This window comes from Enterococcus sp. DIV0774, assembly GCF_050539095.1.
Lineage (GTDB): Bacteria > Bacillota > Bacilli > Lactobacillales > Enterococcaceae > Enterococcus > Enterococcus faecalis.
Map to the genome: position 1 here is coordinate 1,180,786 of NZ_CP172923.1, position 12,593 is coordinate 1,193,378.

Consider the following 12,593-nt stretch of genomic DNA (forward strand, 5'->3'; position numbering starts at 1 on the left):
TGAAAATAGTGCTTGACATGGGAACATTCCCATAATTTATCCTAAAGATGTAAACGATAACAATTTAATCAAGGAGGAAGAAGACGGATGACAAGAGGAGCATTAAAAATTGCAACAATTGGTGGCGGTTCTAGTTATACACCTGAATTAATTGAAGGATACATTAAAAGAAAAGATGAACTGCCAATTAAGGAAATTTGGTTAGTCGATATTGAAGCTGGTAAAGAAAAATTGGAAATCGTTGGGGCAATGGCGAAGCGCATGATTAAAGCTGCTGGTTTAGATTGGGAAGTTCATTTAACATTGGACCGTGAAGCAGCCTTAAAAGGGGCGGATTTTGTTTCAACACAGTTCCGTGTAGGATTATTAGATGCTCGCATTAAAGATGAACGGATTCCTTTGTCCCATGGAGTATTAGGCCAAGAAACAAATGGCGCGGGAGGAATGTTTAAAGCATTTCGAACAATTCCTGTCATTTTAGCTATTATTGACGATATGAAACGCCTTTGCCCAGATGCTTGGTTAGTGAATTTTACTAATCCAGCTGGAATGGTTACGGAAGCTGCAATTAAACATGGTGGTTGGAAAAAAACAGTTGGCTTATGTAATGTGCCGATTGGTCATAGAAAACAAGCGGCCGAAATGCTGGGAATTCCAGAAGAAGACTTATTCTTTAAATTTGCTGGAATTAATCATTTCCATTGGCACCGCGTTTGGGACAAAGAAGGACAAGAGCGAACACAAGAACTCATTGATTTAATTTACGGACCTAAGCAAGAGCAAGAAAGTCATTTGAAAAATATTTTTGATGCGCCGTTCCATTATGAACAGTTAAAAGATTTAGGAATGTTACCATGTGGTTATCATCGCTATTATTATATTGAAGATGAGATGTTGAAGCATTCCATCGAAGAGTATGAACGGGGCGAAACAAGAGCACAAGTAGTTAAAGAAACGGAAGGTCGTCTGTTTGAATTGTATAAAGATCCCAAACTAGATTACAAACCAAAAGAATTAGAAGAACGGGGCGGCACACACTATAGCGATGCAGCTTGTGAAATGATCGCATCAATTTATAATGATAAACGAACGGATATGGTTGTTTCTACTGAAAATAATGGGACAATTACTGATTTACCGTATGATTGTGTTGTAGAAGTATCTGGACCTGTGACAGCACATGGCCATGAACCTTACAACTGGGGGGCCTTTCCGCCAGCAGCACGAGGAATTATTCAAAATATGAAAGCTATGGAAGAAACGGTTATTCGAGCAGCCATCAATGGTGATTACGGCGCAGCATTGCATGCTTTCACTATTAATCCATTAGTTCCTGGCGGCGTCATGGCGAAGACCTTGTTGGACGAATTATTAATTGCCCACAAAGCGCATTTACCGAATTTTGCAGATGCGATTAATAAAATTGAAGAAACACAACCAGAAACAGTCACATATGTGGCCGAATTAATGAAAAGTAATTAAAAAATATCGCACGCTAAAGATTCGTTTAGTGTGCGATACTTTTTTTAGAATAGGAAGCAAAGGATTCCGTTTTTTTCTTGACAGTAAAATGATAGGTTTGTTGCCGGAACAGCCACTGAATACCAGAGTAAATTAAAATTTCAGCAATAATAAATGTCGAAAGTTTCTGTGCGGAAAGGAATAATAGCGTTAAAATTAAAAATAAGACGACACAGGTATAAAAAACGTGTTGCAATTTTTTAGAATTGATAATCGTGATTTCTTTGGTATCTTCAGTAACTTCAATGCGCCGATAAAACTGGAACCAGCCTTCATAGAACGTTAAAACATCCCCAGGATCAGCCTCAATTTCAATAGGTACATTAGTAAAAAGTTTCCCTTGATGCACACCATTTTTATAAAATGTAAAATAGCGTAACGCGCCCCAAGCTGATGTTTTTCGTGTCAATGTAATCTTCATGGTTTTCACCTCCGTCTTTATTTTGCCATAGTTTGCGGTAAAATTGTATCCTACTAAAGTCCGATTCTCTGATTTTAGGGTCAGAATTGACAAAAGAAAGCAGAGGTGTTAATGTGGGAGTAATTAAACGAGGAGGTATAATTGTATGTTGGCATCTATCAGAATTTGGATTGACTTTTTGACAAAATAAATTGAATAAATCTTATCAAAAAGTCTGAAATTAAAATTCATGGGTGACGTGTGTACTTTTATACGAAACTACAAGGATAGCGATTAGGCTGTCCTTTTTTGCGTACCCAAGATTCTTTCGTTTCAGAAATGAAAGAAGAGGGCTAAATGAAAAAATTAAGTATTCATCTGAAAGAAGTAAGTATTCACTTTTCGGGAAAACCAATTCTAGAAATTGATGAATTATTTGTATATGAAAATGAAAAAATTGGGATTATTGGTAAAAACGGCGCAGGAAAATCAACACTGCTCAATTTAATTATGGGTAAGATTCAATCAGACAAAGGAAAAGTTCAAAGATTGAACGACTTTCATTACTTGGCACAAGTAGCTGAAGAAATAACGAATGAATCAGAGAAAACTGACAAAAACTGTTTGCTAAATCAGAAAAATCAAAAACTAAGTGGTGGCGAAAAAGTCCAAAAACGCTTAGCAACATTATTTTCAGAGTATCCAACCGGGGTTATTTTAGATGAACCAACTACACATTTAGATAAAGAACATCGTCAGTTGTTAGTGGCAGATTTAACGTATTATTATGGGACCGTTTTGTTTGTTAGTCATGATCGCTTTTTCTTGAATCAATTAGCAGAGAAAATTTGGGAAGTTTCGGATGGACATGTCAAAGAATATTTAGGGAACTACGATGCGTATTGTCGTCAAAAAGAATTGGAACAGCAAACACAATATAATGTCTATCATCAATATCAAAAGGAAAAGAAAAAATTACAGGAATCTTACGCAAAGAAACAAGCACAAGCGCAAAAATCTAGTCATGTTTCAAAAAAACAAAAACAAAAGCAAATTAAACCTAGTCGTTTAGCTGGTTCTAAACAAAAAGATACCGTACAAAAAGCACTCCAAAAACAAGCGAAAGCGATTAATGCCAGAATTGACAGATTACCCGATGCTGCGCAAGCAAAACAAGAGCGAAAAATTATTTTTCCTACTAATAATCAGTTCTCTTTATACAATCCATATCCAATTAGAATTGAAAATTTAACTTTCGCTTATGAGAATCGAACAATTCTTAACCAAGTGAACGTTCAAATTCCTTTAAACGAAAAAATAGCACTTTGTGGAAAAAATGGTGCTGGGAAGAGTACCTTCCTTCAACAAATTGAAGCCCGTCACCCGGCCATTTACTTTTCTCCCAAAGTCCGGTTAGGAACGTATCATCAATTAGATTATCGATTAAAAAATGATGAACCACTGTTGACTTATTTATTGAAGCGGACAAATTATTCTGAAAAGATTGTGCGTTCACTTTTATATCGGCTAGGTTTTCAACAAGAAAATTTACAGACAAAGATATCTTCTCTAAGTGGTGGCGAAGCCATAAAAATTACTTTGGCGCAATTGTTTATAGAACCAAATAATATCATCTTATTGGATGAACCCACCAATTTTCTTGATTTAGAGACAATCCAAGCACTTGAAGAATTTATAAGTGCCTATCAAGGAACAGTAATTTTCACCTCGCATGATGAAACGTTTGTGGAAAAAGTAGCCACCCGCACTATTTATTTAGAAAACGGGAAAATTATTGATAAATAAAAAAAGCAAACAAAAAGTCGCTATTTTAGCGACTTTTTGTTTAGACTTCTTCAATTGGTAAATAGGTGTATTCTGCAATTTCTGCGGCATGGGAGCCAGCAACATGTCCAGTGACAAATGCAGCTGTAACATTGTAGCCTCCAGTATAGCCATTAATATCTAAAAGTTCACCAGCAAAAAATAAACCATTGACTAATTTGCTCTCCATTGTTTTAGGGGTCACTTCTTTGAGGGAAATCCCACCGCCTGTGACAAAAGATTTTTCCAAAGGCAATGTTTTCGTAACAGTGAACTGAAAGTCTTTCAGTAGTTCCACAAAGGAAAGACGTTGCTTTTCTGTTAGTTGTTTGGCAGGCACTTCTTCAATTGCTAGTTTCTCTAGATAAAAAGTGAGCAGACGTTCTGGTATTAAAGAATGAAAGGCATTTTTTGCCACTTTATTTGGCTGTTCCTCAATCATGTAATCAACATTTTTCAGCACTTCTTCAAAAGATTTTGTCGGAAACACATCCAAGGCTACCGTGACAGGTTGATTGCCGTTGCGAGTTAATTCTTGGTTAATAAAACTAGAACAGCGGAGCGCGGCAGGTCCTGAAATGCCAAAATGTGTAAACAGCATATCCATTTGATGATTAACTAAAGGTTTTCCTTTTTGGTTCAAAACAGTTAAATTAATATCTTGTAAAGAGAGACCTTGCAACGTTTTATCAAGGATAAAAGGTTCTTCAGAAATAATAGGCGATTCGGTAGGGTAGAGTGGGCTGATAGTATGCCCCATTTTTTTGGCTAGTTTATAGCCATCACCAGTTGCTCCTGTGGAAGGATAAGTGCGGCCGCCAGTTGTTAATACAACACACGGTGCATAAATTTTTTCCAGTTCGGTTTCAACGCCAATTATTTGATCGTCTTTTCGTAGTAATTTTGTGACCTGTGTTTTTGTAAAAACAGTGACTCCTAATTCGTTAATGCGGTTAAATAGCGCATCAACAATTGACTTCGATTTATCTGTGACAGGGAACATGCGTCCGTGATCTTCTTCTTTTAAGTGAATACCATTGGATTCAAAAAAGTTCATGATATCATAGTTATCAAATTGTGAAAATGCGCTGTATAAAAATTTTCCATTCCCAGGAATAAATGAAATGATTTCTTCTGCGGGCCGATTATTGGTTACATTACAGCGGCCGCCACCAGTCATTAATAATTTTTTCCCAACACGGCGATTTTTTTCAATCAATAATACTTGAGCGCCTGCTTCTGCGGCCGCAATCGTGGCCATCATACCACTCGTCCCAGCGCCGACAATAATTACATCAAATTTCTTCATAGTTCTCCTCCAATTCAATAGGTAGTGTACCATAATTACGGGATTTTTTCTGGATTTAAGGAAAAAATAAACGTTTGACTATGGTAATTTTTGAATTTTCAGTTAAAATAAACCTATAACAATGAGAGGATGATTAAATGGACGCAAAACAATATGTTAAAAATATTCAAGAAAAGATTCACCAATTAGACCAAGGTCAAACAGAATATTTACAAGCAGTCGATGAGTTTTTACCAACCGTAGAAGGTTTTTTAGAAAAAAATCCTCAATACATTGAAGCAAATATTTTAGGTGTCTTGATTGAACCTGAACGTATTTTTCAATTTCGTGTGCCGTGGCAAGATGACCAGGGCAACTGGCATGTGAACAGAGGCTATCGTGTTCAATATAATTCAGCGATTGGACCATACAAAGGTGGTTTGCGGTTTCATCCAAGTGTGAATTTAAGTGTGATGAAGTTTTTGGCCTTTGAACAAATTTTTAAAAATAGTTTAACTGGTTTGCCAATCGGTGGCGGCAAAGGCGGTAGTGATTTCGATCCAAAAGGTAAGTCAGATGCTGAAGTGATGCGCTTTTGTCAAAGTTTCATGACCGAACTTCAAAAACATATTGGTCCAAGTACAGATGTTCCAGCCGGCGATATTGGCGTAGGCGCTCGTGAAATTGGTTATTTGTTTGGTATGTATAAACGCTTGCGCAACTATGATGCAGGAGTGTTGACTGGCAAACCTTTAGGATACTGGGGAAGCCAAGCAAGAACAGAAGCGACGGGTTATGGAACGGTTTATTTTGTTAAACATTTATTAGCAGATAAAAACGATACGTTTGAAGGCAAAAAAGTCGCTGTTTCTGGTAGCGGGAATGTCGCAATTTATGCCATGGAAAAAGCGACTGAGCTAGGCGCCACAGTAATCACATGTTCCGATTCGTCTGGTTTTGTCTATGATCCAGAAGGAATTGATGTGGCGTTAGTAAAAGAACTAAAAGAAAAAAATCGTGAACGCATTTCAAAATATGTTGAAACACGTAAAGGCGCAACTTATTATGATAAAGAATCTGTTTGGGATTTCGAAACAGCGTATGACATTGCGTTACCATGTGCAACACAAAATGAAATCAACGAAAAGCAAGCCGCTATTTTAGTGAAAAACGGAGTGAAAGTCGTGGCAGAAGGCGCAAATATGCCTTGTACACTAGAAGCAGTCGCCGTTTTTGCTAAATCAGCTGTAATTTATTGTCCAGGCAAAGCCGCTAATGCAGGTGGTGTTGCGGTTTCTGCATTAGAGATGAGCCAAAATGCTGAACGTTTAGCTTGGTCCTTTGAAAAAGTTGATGGTATGCTAGATCAAATTATGCAAAACATTTATGAGACTTGTCGTGATACAGCTAACGAATATCAGGCACGAGATAACTTTGTTTTAGGTGCGAATATTGCTGGCTTTGAAAAAGTAGCGGCAGCGATGCTGAGTCAAGGACTTGTTTAATAACAAAAAATGCTAGGATTTCCTAGCATTTTTTCTTGGTTTGTTTGATTAAGAGAATAAATATCTCTAATTAAATAGTTAAAATTAAACAATTGGTCTATCCAAAAGAATTTGCTTGAAAAAATGTCTAAAAACACGTAAAGTATACATGTAGTAAGTTTACTTTCGAGGAGGAAAAGGAATGTCACACATTCAATTAGATTATTCCAAATTAGCACCATTTGTTGCTGACCATGAATTGGAATACATGCAAACACAAGTCACTGCAGTGGACAAAGCATTACGTGAAGGTACAGGAGCTGGTAATGATTTTACTGGCTGGATTGATTTACCAGAAAACTATGACAAAGAAGAATTCGCGCGCATTAAAAAAGCAGCAGCAAAAATTCAATCTGACTCTGAGGTATTAGTAGTCATTGGTATCGGTGGTTCATATTTAGGTGCCCGTGCAGCAATTGAATTTTTGACACATTCATTTAATAATCTATTATCAAAAGAAGAACGGAAAGCGCCACAAATCTTCTTTGCTGGAAATAGCATCAGCTCAACTTATTTAGCTGATTTAATCAATGTGATTGGTGATCGTGATTTTTCTGTCAACGTTATTTCAAAATCTGGAACTACGACAGAACCAGCGATTGCTTTCCGCGTCTTTAAAGAGTTATTAATTAATAAATATGGCAAAGAAGAAGCCAATAAACGTATTTATGCGACAACTGACCGTGCTAAAGGAGCAGTAAAAGTTGAAGCCGATGCGGAAGGTTGGGAAACATTTGTGATTCCTGATGATGTGGGCGGTCGTTTCACTGTTTTAACGCCAGTAGGTCTTTTACCAATCGCTGTTAGCGGTGCGGATATTGATCGTTTAATGGAAGGTGCAAATGATGCACGTAAAGAATACGGCGCAACGAGCGACTTAAAAGAAAACCAAGCCTATCAATATGCTGCGTTACGTAACATTTTATATCGCAAAGGCAAAACAACTGAAATGTTAATTAACTATGAGCCTGGCATGCACTATTTCTCTGAATGGTGGAAACAATTATACGGTGAATCAGAGGGAAAAGATGGCAAAGGTATTTTCCCAGCAGCCGCAGACTTTTCAACTGACTTACATTCTATGGGTCAATATGTTCAAGAGGGTATGCGTAACTTATTTGAAACAGTGGTTAAAATTGAAAATCCACGCCATAGCATTTCAATTCCAGAACAAAATGAAGATCTAGATGGCCTAGGCTATTTACAAGGAAAAGAAATTGACTTCGTCAATACAAAAGCGTTCGAAGGTACGTTGCTTGCTCACACAGATGGTGGTGTGCCAAACATGATCGTTAAAGTGCCAACAATGGATGCTTATTCATTAGGTTATGTTATGTACTTCTTCGAAATTGCAGTGGGCATCTCAGGTTACTTAAATGGGGTTAATCCATTTGACCAACCAGGTGTTGAAGCTTACAAACGCAACATGTTCGCTTTATTAGGTAAACCAGGTTTTGAAGAATTAGCAAAAGATTTAAATGCACGCCTATAATTTGTAAATAACAGAAGAAAAGAGCCAGAAACACTTACGTTTCTGGCTCTTTTCTTCTGTTTAAATTATTTTTCCAATGGTTCGTTCCATTTTTTAGGACTCCAAATAGTTCCTTCCAATGCAACTTGAAGACTTTCATTATCATCTTCTAATTGTTCAATATATTTGATGGTTTCCTCGATAATAAAAGAATTGGGCTCTTCGCTGATTGACTGAAGTTGTTCTGCTAACCATGTATTTCTCATTTTTCTTCACCTCAAAATGTAGTCTATCATAGGTGAGCTTTTTAGTAATGAAACTTGCTTATTGGTTTTCCTTTAAAATAGCATAAATTCGTTCAATATCCGCTTGAGTACCTCTTAATTCATAGTCAGCTAAGAAGGGGAAGTTAAATTGTTCCGCATACTGTTTAGCTGTCAGGCAGTATTGGTGGTTAAAGTTTTTATTGCCGCTGCCCACCACGCCAGAGCAATAACGATAATTATTTTCAAAAGCAAGATATTCTCGCATGACTTCTGTTAAAATTTCGGTATTGCCGTTGTTGATGCCATCGCCACCATCTAAATAGGTAGGCACAAAAGTAAAAAATGGTTCTGTTTCTACTTCTAACGGAGAATTTTCCGAAATTTCTTTGAAAGTAATCGTAGGATTTTTTTCGTTTTGCTGATGTTGCTCTTCAGCATAAGTTGTTAAACGTTGAACAAATGAGCGTGTATTACCAGAGATTGAAATATATCGTATATTCATCAGAGATCCCTCCAAATAAATTTAATTGTTTACGTAAGTATAGCACATCTATGTGAAAAAAATTCAAGATCAATAATTATAAAGCGAAAAAAATAATGCCTTTTTATTACCTATTATAAAAGTGAAAATTTGTTATTTTAATTCATTTGGGTAAGTATTGAATTTTGCGAAAAACTTTGCTAAGATGGTAGAGTATTGAATAAAGAATGGTTGGGCGAAAGCTTCAAGGATTCAGTTCTTCAAGGGGTGAGAAGAACAATTTTTGAGTTTGCGCCTTTTTGCATACCTAAAACAAAAGGGCTGAGCGTATCTCTATTTCGCTAGTCCTTTTTCTTATATGCTAAAGGTGTAAAAACTAAGGAGGTGGAGACAATGGTACAAGAAGTACTAGAGCAAATCAAGGCAGCGGAAGATGCGGTGGAAGAGCATCGGCAACAAGCTAAGATGAATTGTCGTTTATATGAAGAACAGAAGCAAGAACGTTTAGCTAAACTACGTCAAGAGAGTGAAGAAGCTGTTGAAAAAGTGCTGACGGATTCACTAGCAACGCAAGAAAAGATGTTACAACTTGAAAAAGAACAACTTTTAGATGAAACAAAGCGCACTGAACAAGCGCTTCACGAACGTTATGAAGCGAACAAAGAACAAGTCATTGATTCAATTATTGAGAGGGTGAAAGACGTTTATGGCAGTTAGTAAAATGGAAAAAATGACAATAATTGCCGCTGCCGAAAAAGAAGCAGCAATTCTACAAGCCATTCAAGGCTTGCAAATTGTCGAAGTAAAACGGATTTTTCATTCGCCTGAAGAAGAACAAGCCTTAAAGAGTCAATATTCTTTTTTACAAGCAGAACAGTCAACTGAACAGCTACGTAAATATGAAACGATGCTACAACAATTGCAAGAGCTTCTTTTATTTTTGACACGCTCTTCAGGAAAAGGGTTAAAGATAAAAAGAAAAGTCTATACTTTGGAAGAGTTGGAACAAACCTTTGATGAAGAAACATTACAAAGCTATTTGACGGAATTAAAGAATATTCAAGAATCTTTGAAACAAATTCAAACGGATCGTCAAGGGTTAGAAGCAGAAGAAGAATTATTAGGCCGCTGGCAATATCTGGATGTTCTACCACACAAACAGCAGTTAAAAAGTAGTCATGTCGTTCATGGTTCGATAAATCTAGCCAATAAAGCCAGTTTCTTGAGCGTTTTGTCTCAATGGCCAACGGTTTATTTTGAAGAAATTTATCAAAGTATGCATCATAGTTATTTTACACTCGTTTACCTGAAGGAACATCAGCAGAGTGTAACCGAGTTATTAAACCAATATAGTTTTGAACCACTCCAATACCGTTATGATGTTCCACCTAAAGAGGCATATCAACAAGTCAAAGAACGATATGAAATTTTACAAAAAGAAGAAAAAACCTTAAAGCAACAACTGGCTTCTTATCATGATTTCTATGAAACGTTTTGCTTGGCTGAAGAAGTCTTATTGGCGGTTATCCAAAGAGAACAAGCACGTCAACATTTGTTAAATGCTTCATCATTTTTCATCTTGCAAACTTGGATTCCAGTCGAAGAAAAAGCCGAGATTTTGACAGCGATTGAAGAAAAAGTTCCTAAGGACGAAATAGCTCTTACTTTTGAAAATCCTACGAAGGCGGAAATTGAGACGGATATACCAGTTAAACTAGCGAATAATAAATTGGTGCAGCCGTTTGAAATGTTAACAGAGATGTATAGCTTACCAAAATATGAAGAAGTTGATCCGACACCTGCGATGATGCCGTTTTATCTAGTCTTTTTTGGCATGATGGTAGCGGATATTGGCTATGGCTTACTGATGCTACTCTTGTCTATTATTGCTTTGAAAGCATTTGTTTTACCGAGAGGCATGAAACGTTTTGCCGACTTTTTCTTGATTTTATCAGTTCCAACAATTATTTGGGGCTTCATTTACGGTTCGTTTTTCGGTGCAGCATTACCGCCAACAATGTTTGGAATCAAATCACCATTTCCGATTTTATCAACGACCGAAGATGTAAATACGATTCTTATTTTATCGGTTATTTTTGGGTTTATCCAATTAGTTGTCGGTTTAATGATTAATGGGATTCAGTTATCAAAACAAAAGCGCTATTTAGATAGTATTAACGAAAGTTACGCTTGGTTAGGGATTTTGTTTGGTTTAGCATTGTTAGTCGTTGGTAAATTAGTGGTTAAAAATGAAGGCTTATTTACAGCAGGTGCAATTTTAGCTAGTCTTTCTGCCATTGCAATTATTGTGATTCCAATGATTCAATCGAAGGCCAAATTAAAAGGCTTAGCCAAAGGACTGTATGGACTATACGGTGTGACAGGTTATGTCGGTGATTTAGTTAGTTATACACGTTTGATGGCGTTAGGAATTGCTGGGGGAAGTATTGCTTCAGCGTTTAATATGCTCGTAGAGTTCATGCCGCCAGTTGCCCGTTTTAGCGTGGGCATCTTGCTGTTAATTGTTTTACATGCGTTAAACATATTCTTATCGTTATTAGGTGCGTATGTTCATGGCGCACGTTTGCAATATGTTGAGTTCTTTGGAAAATTTTACACAGGCGGTGGCCGGGCGTTTAATCCGCTAAAAACAAAAGAAAAGTATGTCAATGTTGAGAAAAAATAGAAAATTATTTATTGGAGGAAAATAGAGATGATGGATTACTTAATTAATAATAATGGTGGAATTGTTTTTGCAGTATTAGGAATGGCGATGGCGACAATTTTTGCTGGGATTGGATCAGCCAAAGGGGTTGGCTTTACTGGGGAAGCAGCAGCAGCTTTAACGACGGAGCAGCCAGAAAAATTTGGTCAAGCGTTAATTTTACAGTTATTACCAGGTACACAAGGACTATACGGTTTCGTTATTGCTTTCTTAATTTATATTAACTTAGGAAACGATATGAGTATGGTTCAAGGATTGAACTATTTTGTAGCAGCTTTACCAATTGCTTTTGCAGGATTGTTCTCTGGGATTGCCCAAGGTCGTGTAGCCGCTGCGGGGATCCAAATTTTAGCGAAGAAACCAGAACATGCAACAAAAGGAATTATCTATGCTGCCATGGTTGAAACTTATGCCATCTTAGGGTTCGTAATTTCCTTCTTACTTGTATTGAACGTCAAATAATTGAGGAGGCAGATGGATGGATGCCATTGAAAAAATCATCAGTGAAATTAAGCAGCAAGGAAAGCAAGAAGTCGAAGCCTATGTCACCAGTGAACAAACGCGCATCGATCAAGAATTCCAAGCAGCACAACAAGAAATTTTGCTGAAGCAAGAACATGAAATAGAAAAACGACAACAACAATTATTAAAAGAATTTAAACAACGCCAACAACGGCAAACACTAGAAATTCGTCAGGATGCATTAAATAAAAAACAAGCATATCTTAACCAATTATTTGACGAAGTGGTCTTAAAGATGAGTGAATGGTCAGCGGAAGAATTTCAACAATTTATGAAAGCACAATTAGGTTCACTTGAATTAACAGGAAAAGCGACCATTCTTTTAGGAGAGTATTCTCAAATGAAAGTGACGCAAGAATGGCTGACCGCTCTTTCTGATGCTACTGTTCAATGGGAGCTTTCAGAGGAAGTTGTTCCAAAAGAAAGTGGCTTTATCGTTGCAAAAGACGGTTTGGATTATAATTTTCTCTTTTCAGCATTAGTTGAAGAGATTCAAAAAACAGAAGGCTTTAAAGTAGCAGAAAAACTTTTCAGTTAAGAAGGGAGGACGT

Annotated in this window: 12 protein-coding genes and 1 other annotated feature; of the genes, 8 read left to right on the forward strand and 4 right to left on the reverse strand. The window is 36.9% G+C overall.

The window, feature by feature from the left end; translation table 11 throughout:
• The first annotated feature begins 87 nt into the window (after positions 1-87).
• Positions 88-1,482, forward strand: coding sequence for a 6-phospho-beta-glucosidase (locus IGL86_RS05770; RefSeq protein ID WP_002357694.1), 1,395 nt, complete (start codon positions 88-90; stop codon positions 1,480-1,482).
• A 25-nt stretch (positions 1,483-1,507) separates the two neighbouring features.
• Here IGL86_RS05770 and IGL86_RS05775 read toward each other — a convergent pair whose 3' ends face one another.
• Positions 1,508-1,942: a hypothetical protein gene (locus IGL86_RS05775; RefSeq protein WP_002381929.1), complete on the reverse strand. Its 435-nt coding sequence runs from the start codon at positions 1,940-1,942 to the stop codon at positions 1,508-1,510.
• A gap of 336 nt (positions 1,943-2,278) precedes the next feature.
• On the opposite strand from IGL86_RS05775, the gene abc-f reads away from it, so the two are divergent.
• Complete coding sequence (abc-f, locus tag IGL86_RS05780; RefSeq protein ID WP_033625657.1) at positions 2,279-3,727, forward strand: ribosomal protection-like ABC-F family protein; 1,449 nt, start codon at positions 2,279-2,281, stop codon at positions 3,725-3,727.
• Positions 3,728-3,767: 40 nt separating this feature from the next.
• Here abc-f and IGL86_RS05785 read toward each other — a convergent pair whose 3' ends face one another.
• Positions 3,768-5,054: an NAD(P)/FAD-dependent oxidoreductase gene (locus tag IGL86_RS05785; protein ID WP_002361770.1), complete on the reverse strand. Its 1,287-nt coding sequence runs from the start codon at positions 5,052-5,054 to the stop codon at positions 3,768-3,770.
• 137 nt (positions 5,055-5,191) lie between these two features.
• On the opposite strand from IGL86_RS05785, the gene gdhA reads away from it, so the two are divergent.
• Positions 5,192-6,538: an NADP-specific glutamate dehydrogenase gene (gene gdhA, locus IGL86_RS05790; RefSeq protein WP_002366640.1), complete on the forward strand. Its 1,347-nt coding sequence runs from the start codon at positions 5,192-5,194 to the stop codon at positions 6,536-6,538.
• 181 nt (positions 6,539-6,719) lie between these two features.
• The gene (locus IGL86_RS05795) at positions 6,720-8,069 is read left to right on the forward strand and encodes a glucose-6-phosphate isomerase (RefSeq protein WP_002357685.1); all 1,350 of its coding nucleotides are present in this window, start codon (positions 6,720-6,722) and stop codon (positions 8,067-8,069) included.
• 65 nt (positions 8,070-8,134) lie between these two features.
• On the opposite strand, the gene IGL86_RS05800 is transcribed toward IGL86_RS05795, so the two are convergent.
• Positions 8,135-8,314, reverse strand: a complete 180-nt coding sequence (locus IGL86_RS05800; protein WP_002357684.1) for a hypothetical protein — start codon at positions 8,312-8,314, stop codon at positions 8,135-8,137.
• 58 nt (positions 8,315-8,372) lie between these two features.
• A complete protein-coding gene (nrdI, locus tag IGL86_RS05805; RefSeq protein WP_002389303.1) occupies positions 8,373-8,816 on the reverse strand; it encodes a class Ib ribonucleoside-diphosphate reductase assembly flavoprotein NrdI in 444 nt (147 codons plus the stop codon).
• A gap of 208 nt (positions 8,817-9,024) precedes the next feature.
• Positions 9,025-9,072: a sequence feature (sodium ion sensor (DUF1646 type); this cis-regulatory element may regulate processes involved in with the transportation of sodium ions), on the forward strand.
• A gap of 116 nt (positions 9,073-9,188) precedes the next feature.
• Here nrdI and IGL86_RS05810 point away from each other — a divergent pair.
• From IGL86_RS05810 to IGL86_RS05825, 4 genes are read left to right on the forward strand one after another with little or no spacing between them, the layout of a single operon-like run.
• Positions 9,189-9,512, forward strand: a complete 324-nt coding sequence (locus IGL86_RS05810) for a hypothetical protein (protein WP_002391201.1) — start codon at positions 9,189-9,191, stop codon at positions 9,510-9,512.
• Positions 9,502-11,481, forward strand: a complete 1,980-nt coding sequence (locus IGL86_RS05815) for a V-type ATP synthase subunit I (protein ID WP_033625660.1) — start codon at positions 9,502-9,504, stop codon at positions 11,479-11,481. The genes IGL86_RS05810 and IGL86_RS05815 overlap by 11 nt, the downstream gene beginning before the upstream one ends.
• A 27-nt stretch (positions 11,482-11,508) precedes the next feature.
• Positions 11,509-11,982, forward strand: coding sequence for a V-type ATP synthase subunit K (locus tag IGL86_RS05820; protein ID WP_002363905.1), 474 nt, complete (start codon positions 11,509-11,511; stop codon positions 11,980-11,982).
• Positions 11,983-11,998: 16 nt separating this feature from the next.
• Entirely contained in the window at positions 11,999-12,580 is a 582-nt protein-coding gene (locus IGL86_RS05825) for a V-type ATP synthase subunit E (RefSeq protein ID WP_010827385.1), read from the forward strand.
• The last annotated feature ends 13 nt before the right edge of the window (positions 12,581-12,593 follow it).